Genomic DNA, 19128 nt, shown 5'->3' with positions numbered 1-19128 from the left:
GCGGGGGAGGGGCGCGTCACCCGTGCATGGTACTCCGGGCCGGTCGTCGTTACTGTGGCTGCATGCCTGACCTCTTCGCCGTGATCGCCGACGGGACCCGCCGAGACCTGCTGGCCGTGCTGCTCGAGGCCCGCGTCTCGGGCGAGTCGGCCACCGGCGACGTGTCGGTCGGCGAGCTCGTCTCGCGCCTCGGCATCAGCCAGCCGACCGTGTCGAAGCATCTGCGGGTGCTCCGTGACGCCGGGCTCGTGCATGTGCGCGAGGGCGGGCAGCATCGCTTCTACGGCATCGACACCGCACCGCTCGAGACCGTCGAAGACTGGCTCATCCCGTTCCTCGGCGTCGAGGTGGAGATCGACACGGCCGCGGGCGGGGCCTTCGCGGCGTGGGCGGGGGCCAGCGTGCCGGCCCCGTTCCGTCGGGCGGCCGAGAGCATCCCCGACGCAGGCGACGTGGGCAGCTCGCTCGGCCGTGCGGTCGCCGATGCGCAGCACCGCGCCTCCTCGGCCCTGCACGACGCGTCGAGCGCGCTCGACGAGCGCGTGATCGAGCCCGTCCGCAAGCGACTGGGTCGCGGCGGCGTCTGAGCGTTGCACGAGGTCACGTGCGCCCCTAGAGTGACCATCAGGCACACGAGTCACATGCGTGCGCCTGCACCCACTCGGGGAGTCCGGGTCGGACACGAGGGGGAGACATGGCGGACGGCCTGTCGGACGTGAGGTTTCTCACCGTCGCCGAAGTGGCGGACATGATGCGCGTGTCGCGGATGACCGTCTATCGCATGGTGCATTCGGGAGAGCTGCCGGCCATCCGGTTCGGGCGCTCGTTCCGTGTGCCCGAGTCGGCGGTGGCGGCCGTGCTGCGCACGGGCATCGCCGACGTCGGCTGACTCGACTTCGACTTTCGGCAGTCGCCCTAGTAGACTGCCCCGAGGTATTTTTCCGCGGTTCTGATTCGGACCCGGTCGGTCCAATCCAGAAATCAGTGAGGTCTCTATGGGTTCTGTCATCAAGAAGCGTCGTAAGCGCATGGCGAAGAAGAAGCACCGCAAGCTGCTTCGCAAGACTCGTCACCAGCGACGCAACAAGAAGTAGTCGCAACATCGTCGATGCCCCTGCAGGCCCTGTGCCGGCGGGGGCATCGTCGTACCCGCCGGCGGGTCGTCGACGGGTTCCCCGCTTGCTAACGTGGCAGACGTGAGCGCACCGACCATCACCCTCCTGACCAAGCCCGGCTGCCACCTCTGCGACGAGGCCCGCACGGCGCTCGACGGGGTCCTCGCCGAGACCGAGTTCGCCGGTGCGGGCCTCGGCTACGACGAGAAGAGCATCCTCGACGACGTGGCACTCGAGGCCGAGTACGCCGAGGAGATCCCCGTCGTGCTGATCGACGAGCGGGTCCACACCATCTGGCGCATCGAGCCCGAGCGGCTCCGCGCCGCCCTGCGCCGGTCCACCGCCGGCTGAGCCGGCCCACCGACGAGAAAGGACGACCCTCCGCCGAACGTGGCGGAGGGTCGTCCCTTCGATGCTCTCGGGCGTCGTGCCCGGGGCCCGCGCCTACGGGGTCAGGCGGCTGGGGCCACGGAAGAGGTAGGTGACCTCGCGGAGGTTCGGCTGGTGCAGCATGAGCATCAGCACGCGGGCCAGGCCCATGCCGAATCCGCCGTGCGACGGGGCGCCGTAGCGGAAGAAGTCGAGGTAGCCGCCGAGCTCCTCCGGCTTCATGCCCTTCTCGCGGATCTGGGCCTCGAGCACGTCGACGCGGTGCTCGCGCTGGGCGCCGGTCGTGATCTCGGTGCCGTTGTAGATGAGGTCGTAGCTCTTCGTGAGCTGCGGGTCGTCGTCGTGACGCATGTGGTAGAACGGCCGGATCGACGCGTCGTAGTCCGTGAGGAACACGAAGTCGTGGTCGAACGTCTCCTTGACGTAGGCGGCGATCTGACGCTCGCCCTCGGGGTCCATGTCGGCGTCGGCACGGGGCACGACGTAGCCGCGGTCGGCGACGATGCGCTTCGCCTCGGCGAGGGGGATCCGCGGGAACGGCGTCGTCGGCACGGTCAGGTCGACGTCGAAGAGCTCCTTGATCTCGGAGCCGTGCTTGTCGACGACCGCGGTGAAGGCGGCGACGAGCAGCTCCTCCTGCATCGTCATGACGTCCTCGTGGCTGTCGACGTAGCTGATCTCGGCGTCGACGCTCGTGTACTCCGTCGCGTGACGCGAGGTGAACGACGGGTCGGCACGGAAGACGGGTGCGATCTCGAAGATCTTGCCGAAGCCGGCGCTCTGCGCCATCTGCTTGAAGAACTGGGGGCTCTGCGCCAGGAACGCGCTGCCCTCGAAGTACTCGACCTTGAACAGCTCGGCGTTCGACTCGCTCGCCGAGGCCATGATCTTCGGGGTGTGGATCTCGATGTAGCCGCGCTCGACCCAGTAGGTGCGCATGGCGTGCTCGAAGGTCGTCTGCACGCGGAAGATGAGGGCATTGCGGGGGACGCGGAGGTCGAGGAACCTCCAGTCCATGCGCTTGTCGATGCCGCTGTCGGGGGCGATCGGCGTCTCGGGGTCGGCGGCGCTGTCGACGACGAGGGTGGCGATCTTGACCTCGATGCCGCCGAGCTTGACGCGCTCGTCGTGCTTGAGCTCACCCGTCACCGTGACGAAGCTGCCCTGCGCCAGACCCGAGATGGCGTCGGCGATCTCGTCGACCTCGCCGTTCGCGGCGAGCACGTCGGCGGCGGTGCGCGGGCGGACCAGCTGGACGGCGCCCGACTCGTCGCGGAGCACGACGAACTGCACCTTCTTCTGGTCGCGGACGGTATCGACCCAGCCCGCCACCGTCACGGTGCCGTCGGGGAGGGGCGAGAGGTCGCTGATGAGGGTGCGTTCGATCACGAGGCTCGACTTTACAGGGCGGTCGGATCTTTGCGGTTCCCGTGAGGGAGGTGTGCGCGGGGCCTCGACCTACACTGGAGGGCATGCCCGCCCAGCACATCCACCTCGTCCGGCACGGTGAGGTGCACAACCCCGAGCACGTGCTCTACGGCCGTCTCGACGGCTTCGGCCTCAGTGATCTCGGGCACCGGATGGCCGCCTCCTCGGCCGACATGCTGCAGCAGCAGGGTGCGCCGGTCGTCGCCGTCACCGCGAGCCCCCTCCAGCGCACCCGCGAGTCGGCCGCGCCCTGGGCCGAGCGCTTCGGTCTCACGGTCGCCGTCGACGATCGTCTCGTCGAGCCGGCCAACAAGTACGAGGGTCGTCGGTCCGACTTCACGATCCGCAAGCAGCTCGCCGTCCCCGCCGAGTGGCCGTGGATCGTCAACCCGCTGAAGCCGAGCTGGGGCGAGGCCTACGTCAGCATCGCGTCGCGCATGCTCGCGGCCGTCGAAGACGCCTGGGCCTCGGTCGACACCGGCGACGTCGTGCTCGTCAGCCACCAGCTGCCGATCTGGATGGTGCACCGCAGCGTCACCGGCGCCCGTCTGTTCCACGACCCCCGGCGCCGTCGGTGCTCGTTGTCGAGCGTCACGACCCTCGAACGTCGCGGCGACGCCTTCGTCGAGGTGGGCTATCAGGATCCCGCGCGAGACTTGCTCGATTCCGCCGTCGATCTTGGAGCAGTGTGACCACCCGTAAGACCTCCACCACCCGTCGGGCGACCACGATCTCGCGGGTGCTCGCCGGCGCCGCCGTCGTGGCTCTCGCCCTGACGGGCTGCACCTCCCAGAACGACGACCTCGCGGCCGACTTCGGCGACGGCACCACCGAGAACTACATCTCGGGCAGCGGCACCGTGACCGAGATCGCCCCCGAAGACCGCGGCGACCCCGTCGAGTTCACCAGCGAGACCGACACGGGCGAGACGCTGTCCCGATCCGACTACGACGGCGACGTCGTCGTCCTCAACTTCTGGTACGCGGGCTGCCCGCCCTGCCGCGCCGAGGCCCCCGACCTCGAGCAGGTCAACGACGACTACGCCGACCAGGGCGTGCAGTTCATCGGCGTGAACGTCCGAGACCAGGCGGCGACCTCGCAGGCCTTCGCCCGCACCTTCGACGTCGGCTACCCGTCGGTCGTCGACACGAACGACGGGGCCGTGCAGCTGGCCCTCGCCGGCACGATCGCACCGAACTCCGTGCCGACCACGATCGTCCTCGACCAGCAGGGCCGGATCGCCGCGCGCATCCTCGGGGGTCTCGACGGTCCGAGCATCCTCGACACCCTGGTGTCCGACACCCTCGCCGAGCAGTCCTAGGTGTACCAGGGCAATCCCTTCTTCGAGGCGGTGGTGAGCGGGCAGCTCGCCGTCGCGCTCCCGGTCGCCCTCCTGGCCGGTCTCATCTCGTTCCTCTCGCCGTGCGTGCTGCCGCTCGTGCCGGGCTACCTCGGCTACGTCGGCGGGCTGACGGGTCGATCGGTCCCCGCGGCCCGTGGCGACGCGGCGCCGACGCCCGACGCCGTGTCCGCAGCCGCCCGCCGCGATCGCCGTCGCGTCGTGCTCGGGGTGCTCCTGTTCGTCGCCGGCTTCACGGTCGTCTTCGTCGGGGCCAACCTCGCGTTCGCGGCCGCCGGCTTCTGGCTGATCCAGTGGCGCGACCTCATCGTGCGGCTGATGGGCCTGGTGGTGATCGTGCTGGGTCTCGTCTTCATCGGGCAGTTCGGCTTCTTCCAGCGCACGCTGAAGCTGCCGGTCACGCCCGCCACGGGTCTGGCCGGGGCCCCGCTGCTCGGCATCGTCTTCGGCATCGGCTGGACACCCTGCATCGGTCCGACCCTGGCCGCCATCACGGCCATGTCGCTCGACTCCGCGTCGCTCGGGCAGTCCGTGCTGCTCGGCCTCTTCTACTGCATCGGACTCGGCGTGCCGTTCCTGCTCGTCGCCCTCGGCTTCGGCTGGGCGTCGCGGTCGATCTCGTTCGTCAAGCGGCACATGCGCGCCGTCAACATCGTCGGAGGTTCCATCCTGATCGTCATCGGCCTGCTCATGGTGTCGGGCCTCTGGTCCGATCTGATGTCCCGTCTCGGGTCGGTGATCGCGAGCTATGGCACGATCGTCTGACCGCGAGCCGCTGACGCCGGCCGACGAGACCGACGCCTCCGCCGATCCGCTGCGGCCGAGCGATCACGTCGATTCGGTCCGGGCTCCGTCCGAGGGCAGGGGCGGCGACGGGGTGACGCAGCCGCGACTCGGCCCGATCGGCTACCTCCGCTTCTTCTGGCGGCAGCTGACCAGCATGAAGACGGCGCTGTTCCTCCTCATGCTGCTGGCGGTCGCCGCGATCCCCGGTTCGCTCGTGCCCCAGCGCACCTCCGACCCGAACGGGGTCGTGCAGTACCGCACCGACAACCCCGATCTGTTCCCGATCCTCGACAAGCTGGGCGTCTTCGACACCTACTCGTCGCCGTGGTTCTCGGCGGTCTACCTGCTGCTGTTCATCTCGCTGATCGGCTGCATCATCCCGCGGACGAAGCACCACTTCGAAGCCCTCCGCGCCCGTCCGCCCAAGACCCCGGCCCGGCTGTCGCGTCTCGCCGGCTACCGGACGGTCACGATCGATCAGAGCGGAGGAGGCGCGGGTCGGCCCTCCGTCACCCCCGCCGCCGCCGTCGAGGCGGCCCGTGCGCAGCTGAAGCGCGCCGGCTACCGCACCGAGGTCTTCGCCGACTCGGTCAGCGCCGAGCGCGGCTATCTGCGCGAGACCGGCAACCTGGTCTTCCACGCGGCGCTGGTCGGCGTGCTGCTGACCGTCGGCGTCGGGGGAGGATTCGGCTACGCCGGTCAGCGCGTCGTCGTCGAGGGTCAGACCTTCACGAACGTGCTCGGTTCGTACGACTCGTTCAACCCGGGTCGGTGGTTCGACGACTCGCAGCTCGACCCGTTCAGCATCACCCTCGACCGGTTCACGACCGACTACGAGGAGCAGAACCGCGACGCCCTCGGGCAGGCCCTCGACTACACCGCCGATGTCACGACCCGCACGCAAGACGGTGACGACGACGAGAAGCGTCAGATCAAGGTCAACAGCCCGCTCGCCATCGGCGGCTCGAACGTGTACCTGCTCGGCAACGGCTACGCGGTCGACGTGACGGTGCGCGACGGCGACGGCGACGTCGCCTTCCGAGACACCGTCCCGTTCCTGCCGCAGAACACGAACCTCATGTCGCAGGGCGTCATCAAGGTGCCCGACTCGTCGCCCGAACAGCTCGGCATGATCGGCTTCTTCTACCCGTCGGCGGTCGACACCGAGTCGGGCATGCTGGCCTCGAACTACCCCGACACGCTCAACCCGGTGCTCAGCCTCAACGTCTACACGGGCGACCTCGGGCTCGACGACGGGGTGCCGCGATCGGTCTACGCCCTCGACACCGTGGGGCTGACCGAGGTGGCGGGTGCCGACGCCGACACGAGCGCCATCCGCGTCACCCCCGGCGAGACCGCCGATCTGCCGAACGGGCTGGGCACCGTGACCTTCGACGGCGTCAAGCGCTTCGCGTCGTTCGACGTGCATCACGACCCGTCGCAGCTGTGGGTGCTGCTCTTCGCCGGCCTCAGCTTCGCGGGTCTGCTCACGGCGCTGTTCGTGCCCCGACGCCGCGTCTGGGTCAAGGCCCGAGACACCGGGTCCGGTCTCGTGCTCGAGTACGCCGGTCTCGCCCGCGGCGAGGATCCGACCCTCGAGAGGGCCGTGGGCGACATCACCCGAACGCATCTGACCGGGCTGGGCGTGCCCGCCGAGGCGGCGAAGGCGGTGGCCTCGGGTGAGACAACCGCTTCGACGTCGAGAGACGACGAGTCGTCGCCCGCACCCGACGGACGTAAGCTCTCCTCGTGACCGCCGACCTCGCCTACTACTCGCTCGTCGCCGTCTACTCGGCGATGGCCATCTACACGATCTCGTTCGTGGCCTACGCGCTCGACCTGGCGAAGCGCTCCGGCGACGCCCAGCTCGCGGCGAAAGAGGCGTCGCGTCTCGACGGCGGTCGCGCGCCGGTGGCCTCGGCCTCGACCGCACGCGGTTCGTCGACCGTGGTGCTCGACCGCCCGGCCACGACCGTCGGCGGTGACACGACCGACTCGTCGGGTCGTCGCCGCCCGTCGCGCTTCGAACGCGTCGCCACGTCGCTGATGGTCCTCGGCCTCGTCGTCCACGTCGCCTCGGTGATCATGCGAGGCGTCGCCGCCGAGCGGGTGCCGTGGGCGAACATGTTCGAGTTCTCGCTGACCGGCACGGCGATCATCGTGGGCGTCTATCTGCTGGTCAAGCAGTTCGTCGACATCTCGTTCCTCGGCGCGTACGTGATGGGTCTGAACCTGATCCTGCTCGCCATCGGCACGGTCAACTACTACGTCGCCGTCGTGCCGCTGCAGCCCGCACTGCAGTCCGCCTGGCTCGTCATCCACGTGCTCGTCGCGATCCTCGGCACCGGGTTCTTCGCCATCGCGGCCGGCCTGTCGATCGCCCAGCTGATCCAGACGCGTCGCGAGCAGGCGAAGCTCGCCGGTCTCGGCTTCATGCAGACGCTGCCCGGCGCCGATCGTCTCGAAGACCTCGCGTACCGCGTGGCGCTCGTCGGCTTCGTCCTCTGGACCTTCACCCTCATCGCCGGCGCCGTATGGGCCGAGCGCGCGTGGGGCCGGTACTGGGGCTGGGACACCAAAGAGGTCTGGACCTTCATCATCTGGGTGCTCTACGCCGGTTACATCCATGCGCGGGCGACGCGCGGCTGGCGCGGTTCGCGGTCGTCGTGGCTGTCGATCATCGGCTTCGCGGCCGTCATGTTCAACTTCTCCGTGGTCAACGTCTTCTTCAAGGGTCTGCACGCCTACTCCGGCCTCTGACCCGCGCCGCGTCTGATCCGCGCCGCCGCCGACCCGCGCTGCGTGTGTCGATCGGGGTCGGGCGGGTTCCCGTCATCCCTGGCGGGTCAGCGCTGACCCGCCCCAAGTGACGGGAACCCGCCGCGGTACGTTTCTGCCACTGCCACTGCCACTGCCACTGCCACTGCCACTGCCACTGCCGCTGCCGCTGTGTGCCGCCGCCCTCAGCCGGCGAGCACGGCGTAGGAGGCGCGGAGCCGCTCCAGCCAGAACTCCCGTCGGTCGTCGCTCGCCGCGTGCCGCCGCAGCAGGTCGACGTCGACGTCGACGCGGCGCACCTCGATCGCTCCGTCCACCGGCAGCAGCGGCGCTCGCGTCACGTCGGCCGCCAGCAGCGCGGCCGTTCCCAGTCCGCAGTCGTGCCGCAGCTCGGGCATCGCGGCGGCGAGGTGGGCGCCCATGCTCAGCCCCACCGAGGTGTCCAGGGCGCTCGACACGACGACCGGCAGCCCGGCGGCGACGAAGATGTCGAGCGCGGCCGTGATCCCGCCGAGGGGCTGCGCCTTGATCACGAGCAGGTCGGCGGCCCCGGCCCGGGCGACGGCGAGCGGGTCGGCGGCCTTGCGCACGCTCTCGTCGGCGGCGACGGGCACGCCGAGCCCGGCGGTGCGACGCCGCAGCTCCGCGAGCTCGGGCACCGTGGCGCACGGCTGTTCGACGTACTCCAGGGCGTACGGGGCCAGGGCGACCAGCGCCTCCTCGGCCTGCGCGACCGTCCATGCGCCGTTCGCGTCGATGCGCACGCGACCGCTGTCTCCGATGTACTCGCGGGCGGCGGCGACGCGGGCGACGTCGTCGCGCAGCGTCTCGCCGGGGTCGGCGACCTTCACCTTGACGGTGCGGCAGCCGGGGTAGCGGTCGAGCACCGTCCGCACCTCGCCGGGAGCGACGGTCGGCAGCGTCGCGTTGACGGCCACCGAGGAGGCGCGGGTCGTGTGCTCGACGCCCCACCCGAAGTCGATGGTCGCCGCCAGCCAGGCGCTCGCCTCGGCGGGGCCGTACTCGACGAACGGGCTGAACTCGGTCCAGCCGTTCGGGCCCTCGACGACGAGGGCCTCGCGGGCGTCCAGGCCTCGGAACCTCGTGCGGAGCGGCAGCTGCACGACGTGCGCGTCGTCGAGCAGATCGGCGAGCGGGGGGAGGCGCGGCGCGGCGCGCGGGGCGGGGCTGCTGTTCGACACGGGGCCAGTCTCGCACCGCGGGCTCGACCCCGGGCGGCCCCTGGCGCACCGGGGGTTCGGTAGCATCGTGGGCCATGGCCGCAGCAGAGAACGACCCGAACGACCCCACCACCCGCCCGGCCGCACAGGAGGGCCTCGACATCCTGGCCGACGACGCCTCGGGCGTCGAGGTCGGCGATCGTCCTGCGGCATCTCGGCGTCTCGGCGTCGTGACGTTCGTGCTGGCGCTCGCTCTGCTGGCCCTCGACGGCATCGCGGTGGCGCTGCTGGCCGGAGACCTGGTCACCCCGGCCGCGACGATCGCGCTCGTGACGATGCTGGCGTCGATCGTCGTCGGGGTCGTCGCGCTCGTCGCGGTCGTCCTCCGCCGCGGTCGCTGGTTCGCCGTGGCGGCGGTTCTTCTCAGCGTGCTGGCGAACCCGTTCGTGCTCGTCTTCCTGCTCGCCCGGGTGCTCCCCGCCTTCTGACCCGCGCCGCGGTCACCCGCACCCGGTCACCCGCACCCCGGCGTCGGCGGCCGGTCGTAGGCTGGGGCGCATGAGCGACGCCGTCTCCGACCTGTTCGACCCCACCGAGTGGCGAGAGGTCGACGGGTTCGACGGCCTCACCGACATCACGTACCACCACAGCGTCGACGGGCGGGTGGCGAGGGTCGCGTTCGACCGGCCCGAGGTCCGCAACGCCTTCCGTCCGCACACCGTCGACGAGCTCTACCGGGCGCTCGATCACGCTCGGATGAACAGCCGCATCGGCGTCGTCCTGCTGACCGGCAACGGGCCGAGCGCGAAAGACGGCGGGTGGGCGTTCTGCAGCGGCGGCGATCAGCGCATCCGCGGTCGCGACGGCTACAAGACCGAGGGCGATCAGGCGAACGTGGCCGACCCGGCGTCGGCGGGTCGCCTGCACATCCTCGAGGTCCAGCGCCTCATCCGCTTCATGCCGAAGGTCGTCGTCGCCGTCGTGCCGGGCTGGGCGGCCGGCGGCGGTCACTCGCTGCACGTCGTCTGCGATCTGACGATCGCCAGCCGCGAGCACGGCAGGTTCAAGCAGACCGACGCCGACGTCGGCTCGTTCGACGCCGGCTACGGCAGCGCCTACTTCGCGAAGCAGATCGGTCAGAAGTTCGCCCGTGAGGTGTTCTTCCTGGCCGAGGAGTACAGCGCCGACCGCGCGTACGAGATGGGCGCGGTCAACCGCGTCGTCCCGCACGCCGACCTCGAGCGCGAGGCCCTCGCGATGGCGCGCACCATCCTCACCAAGTCGCCGACGGCGATCCGCATGCTCAAGTTCGCGTTCAACGCCACCGACGACGGCATCGTCGGGCAGCAGGTCTTCGCGGGGGAGGCCACGCGCCTGGCGTACGGCACCGACGAGGCCGTCGAGGGTCGCGACTCGTTCCTCGAGAAGCGCGAGCCCGACTGGTCGCCGTTCCCCTGGCAGTACTGATGCCCGTCGTCGACGCCGGGCTCGCGGGTCGGGCGTCGCGAGGCCGGCTCCGCGAGCCGAGGAGGCGCGGCGCATGACCCGCCCCCTCCGCCCGATCGACGCCCGTGACCAGGGCGCCGTGCTCGAGGCCCTCCGGGTCGCCCTGGCAGGTGGCCCGGCCGTCGCGCCCCGCACCGACGACCGGGTGCCCGACGACCTCCCCGCGACCGTCCCGGTGGCCGTCGCGCTCGTCGTCGAGACGAGCGGGTCGACCGGTCACGCGAAGCGCGTCGCCCTCTCCGCCGACGCCCTCCTGGCCGGGGCCGCCGCCGCCGACCAGGCGCTGTCCGGTCCGGGTCAGTGGCTGCTCGCCCTGCCCGCCCACTACATCGCCGGTCTGAACGTGCTCGTGCGGTCGATCACCGCCGGCACCGAGCCGGTGCTGCTCGGGCCGGGCGGCTTCGATCCGCGCGCCTTCGTCCGGGCGGCCCGGCGACTCGACCACCCGGTGCGCTACGTCTCGCTCGTGCCCGCCCAGCTCGCGGCCCTGCTCGACGCCGCCGAAGCGGAGCGGGGGTCCGAGGCCGCAGAGGCCGGGTCCGCACCCGACGACGCCGGTGTCGCCGGGGCCCTGCGCGGGTTCGCGGCGGTCCTGGTCGGGGGGCAGGCGACGCCGGCGTCCCTGATCGCCCGAGCGCGCCTCCTCGGCGTCCCGATCGTCCGCACCTACGGGGCGAGCGAGACCTCGGGGGGCTGCGTCTACGACGGGGTGCCCGTCGGTCGCACCCGGGTCGAGATCGTCGACGGGCAGATCGAGCTGAGCGGGCCGTCGCTGTTCGACGAGTACCTGGCCGACCCCGAGCGGACGGAGGCGGCGCTCACGACGCGCGACGGCCTCCGCTGGTACCGCACGGGCGACCACGGCACGGTGTCCGACGAGGGCGTGCTGACCGTGACGGGACGCCTCGACGACGTCATCGTCTCCGGCGGCGAGAAGGTCTCGCTCGGGGTGGTCGAGCGCGTCGTGCGCGAACGACCCGGACTCGACGCCGCCGTCGTCGTGCGCTCCCCGCACCCCCGGTGGGGCGAGGTGCCCGTCGTCGTGACCACGGGCGCGGCGCCCGATCTGCTCGAGCTGCGGCGGGCGGTCGTCGAGCGTGCAGGGCGGGCGGCCGCGCCCGATCGCGTCGTCGTGCTGGCCGCGCTGCCGCTCCTCTCGAGCGGCAAGCCCGATCGTCGCGCCCTCGAGCGCGCGGTCGGGGGCGACCGGCCGAACTAGAATCGAGCCGTGGCGAAGACGAAGAGCAAGAAGGCACGACCCGGCGGACGACCCGGCGGGCGACCCGGTCGGCAGCCCGCGCGGCGGGTGACCGCCCGCGACTGGATCGGCGGCGCTCGTCTGCGCACCCTGCCCCTGGCCGTGGCGCCGGTCGCGCTCGGCACCGGCGTCGCCGAGGCCAACGGGTCGAGCGACCTCCTCCTCGCCGTGCTGTGCCTGGTCGTCGCCGTCCTCCTGCAGATCGGCGTCAACTTCGCCAACGACTACTCCGACGGCATCCGGGGCACCGACGCCTTCCGGGTCGGGCCGTCGCGGCTCACGGCCTCGGGGGCCGTCCGTCCCCGCAGCGTCCTCCGGGTCGCGCTCGGCTCGTTCGCCGTCGCCGCCGCGGCCGGTGTCGCCGTCGTGATTCTCTCGGGTCACTGGTGGCTGCTCGCCGTGGGGGCCGCCGCCGTCGTCGCCGCATGGTTCTACACCGGCGGCAAGCGCCCCTACGGCTACAACGCCCTCGGCGAGGTCTTCGTCTTCGTGTTCTTCGGCCTCGTCGCGACCGTCGGCACGACGTACGTCCAGCTCGACCGGTTCCCGGCCGACGCCTGGATCGCGGGCGTCGCATCGGGGCTCTTCGCCTGCGCGGTGCTGATGGTCAACAACATCCGCGACATCCCCCAAGACGCCGCCGCGGGCAAGCGCACCCTGGCGGTCGTGGTCGGCGACCCGGTCGCGCGGGCGCTCTACGCGCTCTTCCTGCTGCTGCCGTTCTTGATCCTGGCGTACTTCGGGTTCCTGTACTTCGATGCGCCGTACGTCTACTTCACGCTGATCGCGGCCATCCCCGCGGCCATCATCGGCGTCACCGGTCGCACGCCGCGCGAGCTCATCCTCGCCCTGCAGCTGTCGTCGCTGACGGCGCTGCTGTGGGCGTTGGCGCTGTCGGCGGTCCTGTACTTCTAGGCTGCGGCCCGACTGCGCTCCGCTCGACGCTCAGACGTCGTCGCGGTCGGAGCGGCGGATCTCCTCGTCCTCGGCGATGTCGTCGCCGTGACGCGTCTCGGGCTTCGATCGACGCTCGGCGAGGTCGAGGGCGACACGACGTCGGAGCGGTGCGAAGAAGATGTACGAGACGCAGAGCCCGACGATCGCCGCGACGATCGTCGCGATGTAGGGGTCGATGCGGATCACGAGCAGGACGGCCAGCGCCACTGCGAAGATCCCGAGACGGATGAACGTGTACTTGACCCAGGGTTTCACCCGGCGATTCTACGGCGGCGAGACCGTGCCCCAGCCGGGTGGATCACAGGTCGGCCACGGAAGGGCCCACGGTCAGGATCCGCACCGGGACGCCGCCTATAGTCGAGGAATGGTGAGGTTGTACGTCGTTGGCATCGTGATCGCCGCTGCCTTCATCATCTACGCCCTGGTCGACTGCCTCTTCGCGGACGCCTCCAGGTTCCGTGCTCTGAACAAGCCCCTCTGGGCGTTGATCATCGTCGTCCTGCCCGTGATCGGCGCCATCCTCTGGTTCCTCCTCGGCAAGAACCGCAAGAACCGGCAGCCCGAACGGCGCCGGTTCGTCGCTCCCGACGACGACCCCGAGTTCTCCGGTCGCTCGGCCTCCAACATCAGCGATCTCGACCGCGAGACCACCGACGAGCGCATCCGTCGCCTCGAGCAGGAGCTCTCCGAGCTCGACGAAGACGGCAAGACGGGCACAGCGTAAGCCGGCCATGTCCAGCGACCGCGACGATCAGTCGAGCGGCAGCCCCGCGACGGATTACGCCGTCGAGCTGCTGTCCGCCCTCGTCGACGTCGGCGTCCGCGATGTCGTCCTCAGCCCCGGCTCCCGTTCGCAGGCGCTGGCGCTGGCCGCCGCCGAGCTCGAGCGCTCGGGGCGGATCCACCTCAGGGTCCGCATCGACGAGCGATCGGGGGCGTTCCTCGCCCTCGGGCTGGCCGTCGAGACCGGCGCACCCGTCGTCGTGATCACGACCTCGGGCACCGCCGTCGCCAACCTGCACCCGGCCGTCCTCGAGGCCCATCACTCCGGGGTGCCCCTGGTGCTGCTGACCGCCGACCGACCGACCGAGCTGCGGGGCATCGGCGCCAACCAGACCACCCACCAACCCGGTCTCTTCGGTCGCGCGGTCGCGTTCGTCCGCGACGTCGAGGCCCCCGTCGAGGGGCCGGTCGACGTCGACGCCGTCCGCGCCCTCGCGCACGACGCCGTCTCCGCCGCCCTCGGCCACCGGCAGGCGGCCGGGGGTTCGCCGTACGGCGATCTGCCCGCCCCCGGGCCGGTGCAGCTGAACATCGCCTTCCGAGAGCCCCTGTCGGCGCCCGTCGTGCGGATCCCCGACGCCCGCCCCGATGCGGTGACCCGCGCCTCCCCGGTGTCCCGTCTCGCCCTCGAGGTCGACAGGGTCCCGGCGACGATCGTCGTGGCCGGTCACGCGGCGACGGACGAGGCCGAGCGAGTCGCCCGTGCCCTCGGTGCGCCGCTCGTGGCCGAGGTCTCGAGCGGCGCGCACTTCGGCCCCAACCTGGCGCTGGGCTATCGGGCGCTGCTCGGCGAGCACGCGTTCGGCGGCGCGGTGCGACGCGTGATCGTCTTCGGTCACCCCACCCTCACCCGGCAGATCCCGGCACTCATCCAGCGGTCCGACGTCGAGGTGATCGTCGTCCGCGGCTCGTCGCCCGAGGCCTACGACCCGGGCCGCGACGCCCGCGTCGTCGACGCCGTCGATGTCCCCGAGGGCGCCGCGGCAGTCGAGCCACGGCGGCACGGCCGACACCAGGCCGACGCGGCGGCGGTCGACGACGCCGCGGCCCTGGCGACGGCCACCGCCACGGTGACGGCCACGGGTGCCGCCGCCGACGGCCCGTCGCCCGAAGACCGCCCGCATCGCGCCTGGGTCGGTCGCTGGGTCCAGGCCGGACGACTCGTGGTCGGCGACGACGAGTCCGCGCCCGACCTCGAGTCGGCCACGAGCGACGAACCCGCCGAGCGGGCCGCGTTCCTCCGCGGCGAGGTGGCGCTGCTGCGTCGTGAGGTCTCCCGTCGCGCCCTGGCCGAGACCCTGTGGCGCGTCACCTGGCCCCACGACCGACTCGTGCTCGGTGCGTCCCGCCTGATCCGGGAGGTCGACGAGGTCGTGCCCGGCAAGCGCATCCCCGTGCACGCCAACCGGGGTCTCGCGGGCATCGACGGCACGATCGCCACCGCCACCGGCATCGCCTACGCGAGTCAGCTCGACGAGTCGCGCCCGGGGGTCACGCGGGTGCTGCTCGGCGATCTCACCCTGCTCCACGACGTCGGTTCGATGCTCTTCGGCGACGGCGAGGTGAGACCCCGCCTGCAGGTGATCGTCGGCAACGACGGCGGGGGGACGATCTTCGACGGGCTCGAGGTGGCGGCCACGGCCCCCGCCGACGCGATGACCCGTGTGCAGTTCACCCCGCACAGCGTCGAGCTGTCGGCCCTGGCCGCGGCCTACGGGTGGCAGTACTCACGCGCGGGCACCCGGGCCGAGCTCGACCGTGACCTCGCCCGACGCTGGGACGGCCCTGTGCTGATCGAGGTCCCGCTCGTCCGCTGACCCGCCGACGGCGGCTCGATGTCCGGCCTCCGGGCGGCCGGCTCACGGCCTCCCGCGGTCTTGGTCCCCGCTTCACGCCCGAGTCGTAGGCTCGACCCATGGCCAAGACCTGGACGACCCCGCCCGCCGTGTCCCTCCGAGCCGACGACGCCGTCGACCTGGCGGCGATCGATCCGTCGTCGACGCCCGGGTTCGCGGGAGACAAGCAGTACGCCGCGCAGTCGCTCGAGTCCGGTCGTGACACTCTCGGCGACCTGCAGGAGAGATTCTTCGCCTCCAGCCGCCATGGCGGCGACAAGGGTTCCGTGCTGCTCGTGCTGCAGGGCATGGACACCGCGGGGAAGGGCGGCATCGTCCGTCACGTGGTCGGAGCCGTCGATCCTCAGGGCGTCGCGCACCACGCCTTCAAGACCCCGACGGAGGAGGAGCTCGCGCACGACTTCCTGTGGCGCGTGCGCCGCGAGCTGCCGGGCCCGGGCATGATCGGCGTCTTCGACCGGTCGCACTACGAGGACGTCCTGATCGGCAAGGTGCGCCGCCTCGCCTCGCCGGAGGAGGTCGAGGGTCGTTACGACGACATCGTCGAGTTCGAGCGCGAGCTGGCCGAGGCCGGCACGACCGTCGTCAAGGTGATGCTGCACATCTCGTCCGACGAGCAGAAGTCGAGGCTGCGCGAACGACTCGACCGCCCCGAGAAGAACTGGAAGTACAACCCCGGCGACCTCGACGAGCGCCTGCTCTGGAACGACTACCAGGAGGCCTACCAGACCGCGATCAGGCGGACGTCGACCGACTCGGCTCCGTGGTACGTCATCCCCGCCGACCGGAAGTGGTACGCCCGGGTGGCCGTGCAGCGCCTCCTGATCGACGCCCTGGCGGCACGCCGCCCGGAGTGGCCGAGCGCCGAGTTCGACGTCGAGCTCGAGAAGACCCGCCTCTCGTCCACCTAGGCGCCGGAGGCCCCGCGGGTCGCCCGCTCGCGGCCGTCTCAGCTCGGGGTCGTCTCAGCGCGGGGTCGCCTCAGCGCGGGGCCGCCCGCAGCGACGCCCCCGTGCCGCGCGGCAGGCGGAGACCCTCGACGATGCTGACCAGAGCCAGAGCCGCCAGCACGATCAGGGCGATGCGGTAGCCGGTCGGGTCGCCGACGCCGGTCGTCCCCAGCACGCCGTCGGCGATGCGGACCACCAGAGCTGTCAGAGCGACCCCGAGTCCGACGGCGAGCTGGCCGGTGATCGACGACAGCGCGTTCGCCGCACCGAGGCGCTCGGGCGGCACGTCGGCGAACTGCAGCGTGTTGTAGGCGGTGAAGCCGACCGAGCGGAACACCCCGCTCGCGAGCAGCACCAGGGCGATGACCACGGGCGACGTCTCGGCCGTCACGAGGGCCGCCCCCACGAACGTCGCAGCGAGGCCGACGGTCGAGACGGTGACGATCGGGATGACCGCGAAACGCCGCAGCAGCGGCGTCGTGAACGGCTTGACGCCGAGGTTGCCGACGAAGACCCAGGTGAGCATCAGACCGGCCTCGGCGGGCGACCACCAGAAGCCGTCCTGCAGCAGCAGGGGCACGACGAAGGGCACCCCGTTGACGACGGCGCGGTAGACCGAGCCGCTGAGGTTCGTCACCCGGAACGACGGGATGCGGAACGCCGTCAGATCGAGCAGGGGGTGCGCCACCCGACGGAACCAGCGGCCGGCGGCGAGCACCAGCAGCACCGCGAGCACGAGCAGCCCCGCGCCCGTGACGGCGGTCGGGGCGCCGCCGAGCAGCTCGAAGGCCACCACCCCCGACACGACCGCGGCGACGACGAGGCCGAGCCCGACGACGTCGAGACGGGCGCGCGGGGCACGAGGCACGGCCGGGATCACGCGCCACGCGGCGACCAGCAGCGCCGCCCCGACGGGCACGTTCACGAGGAACACCCACTGCCAGCCGAGGTGCTCGGTGAGCAGGCCGCCGACGAGCGGCGCGATGACCGGTGCCACCAGGGCGGGCCAGGTGAGGTACGCGATGGCGCGGATCAGCTCCGACTTCTCGGTGCTGCGCAGCACGATCAGGCGCCCGATCGGCACCATCATGCTGCCGGCGAGACCCTGGACGGCACGCGAGGCCGTCAGCGAGACGAGGTCGCCGCTGAGCGCGCAGGCGAGCGAGGCGACCGTGAACAGCACGATCGCGGCCAGGAACACCCGACGTGCGCCCCACCGCTCGGCGAGCCAGGCCCCGAGCGGGATGAACGCCGCCACCGCGACGAGATAGCTCGTCACCGCGATCCCCACCTCGGCGGGCACGACCTCGAAGTCGCGGGCGATGGAGGCGGTCGCCGTCGACAGGATCGTGGCGTCGAGGTTCTCCATGAAGAACGCCGCGGCCACCACCAGCGCCACCGGTCGCGACCACGACCCGGGTGCGGACTCCGCGTCGAGCCGGCCGGGCCCCGCGGGATCCCGAGGAGGCGCGGGTGGCGTCACTGCGCGAACGCCCCGACCACGGGCTGGAACTTCATGCGGGTCTCGGCGACCTCGCGATCCGGCACGGAGTCGGCGACGATGCCGGCCCCGGCGAAGGCCCGGACGGTGCCGTCGGGGGAGACCTGGGCGCAGCGGAGAGCGATGGCCCACTCGCCGTCGCCGTCGGCGCCGACCCAGCCGACCGGGCCGGCGTAGCGACCGCGGTCGAACGGTTCGAGCTCTCGGATCAGAGCCAGCGCCTCCTGGGTGGGGGTGCCGGCGACGGCGGCCGTGGGGTGGAGGGACGCGATCAGGTCGAGAGAGCTCGACCCGTCGGTGAGGCGGCCTCGCACGTCGCTCGCGAGGTGCCACAGATTCGGGAGCTTGAGGGTGAACGGCTGCTCGGCCGTGACGATGCCGTCGGCATGCCGACCCAGCGAGAGCAGGAGACTGCGGAGCGCGTACGAGTGCTCGTCCAGGTCCTTCGGCGAGGTCGCCAGAGCGTGGGCCGCGCGCTCGTCGCTGGCCGCGTCGACGCCCCGGGCAGCGCTGCCGGCCAGCACGCGCGCCGTCACCTCGCCTCGCTCGGTGCGGACGAGCGTCTCGGGGCTCGCGCCGATCAGCCCGTCGACCGCGAAGGTGTAGCAGTCGGGGTAGGCCGTCAGCAGGGTCGCCGCGACGAGGCGCAGATCGGCCTCGGCGGGGATCCGCCCGACGAGGTCGCGGGCCAGCACGACCTTGCTGACGTCGCGGTGCTCGATCGCCTCGACGGCGCGGGCGACGGCGTCGGCGTAACCCGCGGCCGACAGGTCGCCGTCGGTCAGTCGCAGTCGGACGGAGGCGCCCACCGGCATGGCCGCGGGCGTCGCGGCACCGTCGACCCTCGTGATCCAGGCGACGCCGTCGCGACGACCCAGCACGATCCGAGGCACGATCAGGACGCTCGTGTCGGTCGACTCGTCGTCGAAGGCGAACGAGCCGAAGGCGATCAGACCACTGCCGGCGACGCCGACCTCGTCAACGACGGTGGCCCGGGCGGCGACCTCGCGCCAGGCGTCGGCCGCGTCGGTCATGCGGGTCGGACCGGTGAACTCGAGCCGGAGGGCCTCGCCGATGCCGGCCATCCCGGCACCGCCCCGGACGAAGATCAGGGGGTCGCGTCGATCGACGACGTCGAGGAGGGGGCTGATGTGGTCGATCCGCGTGCTGCGCACGGACAACGACGGGGCTCGGAACGACGGGAGGTCCACCGCGACAGACTACTCGCGGAGCGTGCTTCACACTCGGGCTATGCACCGGAGGTGCCGGTAGGATCGCT

General features: G+C 71.6%; 21 protein-coding genes. 16 read left to right on the top strand and 5 right to left on the bottom strand.

What is annotated here, in order from left to right:
• Positions 1–62 precede the first annotated feature (62 nt).
• From IFT51_RS02735 to IFT51_RS02720, 4 genes are all read left to right on the top strand, one after another.
• Positions 63–587, top strand: a complete 525-nt coding sequence (locus tag IFT51_RS02735) for a helix-turn-helix transcriptional regulator (protein ID WP_192058837.1) — start codon at positions 63–65, stop codon at positions 585–587.
• 107 nt (positions 588–694) lie between these two features.
• Complete coding sequence (locus tag IFT51_RS02730; RefSeq protein WP_192058835.1) at positions 695–889, top strand: helix-turn-helix domain-containing protein; 195 nt, start codon at positions 695–697, stop codon at positions 887–889.
• Between the two features lie 106 nt (positions 890–995).
• Positions 996–1094: a 30S ribosomal protein bS22 gene (locus IFT51_RS02725; protein WP_003792170.1), complete on the top strand. Its 99-nt coding sequence runs from the start codon at positions 996–998 to the stop codon at positions 1092–1094.
• A 102-nt stretch (positions 1095–1196) separates the two neighbouring features.
• Complete coding sequence (locus IFT51_RS02720; protein ID WP_192058833.1) at positions 1197–1466, top strand: glutaredoxin family protein; 270 nt, start codon at positions 1197–1199, stop codon at positions 1464–1466.
• A gap of 93 nt (positions 1467–1559) precedes the next feature.
• Here IFT51_RS02720 and aspS read toward each other — a convergent pair whose 3' ends face one another.
• A complete protein-coding gene (gene aspS / locus IFT51_RS02715) occupies positions 1560–2894 on the bottom strand; it encodes an aspartate--tRNA(Asn) ligase (RefSeq protein ID WP_192058830.1) in 1335 nt (444 codons plus the stop codon).
• An 83-nt stretch (positions 2895–2977) separates the two neighbouring features.
• Here aspS and IFT51_RS02710 point away from each other — a divergent pair, with 83 nt between their 5' ends.
• The 5 genes from IFT51_RS02710 to ccsB are packed head-to-tail and all read left to right on the top strand — an operon-like array spanning position 2978 to position 7839.
• Positions 2978–3625 (top strand): histidine phosphatase family protein, encoded by a 648-nt coding sequence (locus IFT51_RS02710; RefSeq protein ID WP_192058828.1) that lies wholly within the window; start codon positions 2978–2980, stop codon positions 3623–3625.
• Entirely contained in the window at positions 3622–4254 is a 633-nt protein-coding gene (locus IFT51_RS02705) for a TlpA disulfide reductase family protein (RefSeq protein ID WP_243215822.1), read from the top strand. The genes IFT51_RS02710 and IFT51_RS02705 overlap by 4 nt, the downstream gene beginning before the upstream one ends.
• Positions 4255–5058: a cytochrome c biogenesis protein CcdA gene (locus IFT51_RS02700; RefSeq protein WP_192058826.1), complete on the top strand. Its 804-nt coding sequence runs from the start codon at positions 4255–4257 to the stop codon at positions 5056–5058. It abuts the gene before it with no gap.
• Entirely contained in the window at positions 5042–6832 is a 1791-nt protein-coding gene (locus tag IFT51_RS02695) for a cytochrome c biogenesis protein ResB (RefSeq protein ID WP_192058824.1), read from the top strand. Before IFT51_RS02700 ends, IFT51_RS02695 begins: the two co-directional genes overlap by 17 nt.
• Complete coding sequence (ccsB, locus tag IFT51_RS02690; protein ID WP_371740653.1) at positions 6829–7839, top strand: c-type cytochrome biogenesis protein CcsB; 1011 nt, start codon at positions 6829–6831, stop codon at positions 7837–7839. Before IFT51_RS02695 ends, ccsB begins: the two co-directional genes overlap by 4 nt.
• Before the next feature lie 203 nt (positions 7840–8042).
• Here ccsB and IFT51_RS02685 read toward each other — a convergent pair whose 3' ends face one another.
• Positions 8043–9059: an o-succinylbenzoate synthase gene (locus tag IFT51_RS02685; protein WP_371740652.1), complete on the bottom strand. Its 1017-nt coding sequence runs from the start codon at positions 9057–9059 to the stop codon at positions 8043–8045.
• A 74-nt stretch (positions 9060–9133) separates the two neighbouring features.
• Here IFT51_RS02685 and IFT51_RS02680 point away from each other — a divergent pair, with 74 nt between their 5' ends.
• The 4 genes from IFT51_RS02680 (at position 9134) to IFT51_RS02665 (ending at position 12717) form a co-directional block, all read left to right on the top strand.
• Positions 9134–9526 (top strand): hypothetical protein, encoded by a 393-nt coding sequence (locus tag IFT51_RS02680; RefSeq protein ID WP_192058820.1) that lies wholly within the window; start codon positions 9134–9136, stop codon positions 9524–9526.
• 70 nt (positions 9527–9596) lie between these two features.
• Positions 9597–10505, top strand: a complete 909-nt coding sequence (locus IFT51_RS02675; protein WP_192058818.1) for a 1,4-dihydroxy-2-naphthoyl-CoA synthase — start codon at positions 9597–9599, stop codon at positions 10503–10505.
• Positions 10506–10578: 73 nt separating this feature from the next.
• On the top strand, positions 10579–11763 hold the full coding sequence (locus IFT51_RS02670; RefSeq protein ID WP_192058816.1) for an AMP-binding protein: 1185 nt from the start codon (positions 10579–10581) through the stop codon (positions 11761–11763).
• Between the two features lie 9 nt (positions 11764–11772).
• Positions 11773–12717, top strand: coding sequence for a 1,4-dihydroxy-2-naphthoate polyprenyltransferase (locus IFT51_RS02665; protein ID WP_192058814.1), 945 nt, complete (start codon positions 11773–11775; stop codon positions 12715–12717).
• Positions 12718–12747: 30 nt separating this feature from the next.
• Here IFT51_RS02665 and IFT51_RS02660 read toward each other — a convergent pair whose 3' ends face one another.
• Complete coding sequence (locus tag IFT51_RS02660) at positions 12748–13014, bottom strand: DUF4229 domain-containing protein (protein ID WP_192058812.1); 267 nt, start codon at positions 13012–13014, stop codon at positions 12748–12750.
• Positions 13015–13123: 109 nt separating this feature from the next.
• Between IFT51_RS02660 and IFT51_RS02655 the strand changes: the two genes are divergently transcribed.
• The 3 genes from IFT51_RS02655 (at position 13124) to IFT51_RS02645 (ending at position 16309) form a co-directional block, all read left to right on the top strand.
• The gene (locus IFT51_RS02655; protein WP_192058810.1) at positions 13124–13483 is read left to right on the top strand and encodes a PLD nuclease N-terminal domain-containing protein; all 360 of its coding nucleotides are present in this window, start codon (positions 13124–13126) and stop codon (positions 13481–13483) included.
• Positions 13484–13490: 7 nt separating this feature from the next.
• Positions 13491–15359 (top strand): 2-succinyl-5-enolpyruvyl-6-hydroxy-3-cyclohexene-1-carboxylic-acid synthase, encoded by a 1869-nt coding sequence (gene menD / locus IFT51_RS02650; protein ID WP_192058808.1) that lies wholly within the window; start codon positions 13491–13493, stop codon positions 15357–15359.
• A gap of 98 nt (positions 15360–15457) precedes the next feature.
• Complete coding sequence (locus IFT51_RS02645; protein ID WP_192058806.1) at positions 15458–16309, top strand: PPK2 family polyphosphate kinase; 852 nt, start codon at positions 15458–15460, stop codon at positions 16307–16309.
• Positions 16310–16379: 70 nt separating this feature from the next.
• On the opposite strand, the gene IFT51_RS02640 is transcribed toward IFT51_RS02645, so the two are convergent.
• Together IFT51_RS02640 and IFT51_RS02635 are read right to left on the bottom strand one after the other, a co-directional pair.
• Positions 16380–17831: an MFS transporter gene (locus IFT51_RS02640; protein ID WP_371740651.1), complete on the bottom strand. Its 1452-nt coding sequence runs from the start codon at positions 17829–17831 to the stop codon at positions 16380–16382.
• Positions 17828–19060, bottom strand: a complete 1233-nt coding sequence (locus tag IFT51_RS02635) for an isochorismate synthase (protein ID WP_192058804.1) — start codon at positions 19058–19060, stop codon at positions 17828–17830. Before IFT51_RS02635 ends, IFT51_RS02640 begins: the two co-directional genes overlap by 4 nt.
• Positions 19061–19128: the final 68 nt, after the last annotated feature.

The sequence above is a fragment of the Frigoribacterium sp. CFBP 13712 genome (genome assembly GCF_014842255.1).
Lineage (GTDB): Bacteria > Actinomycetota > Actinomycetes > Actinomycetales > Microbacteriaceae > Frigoribacterium.
Note: the sequence above shows the minus strand (reverse complement) of the source record. Positions and strands in the feature narration are given on the sequence as shown.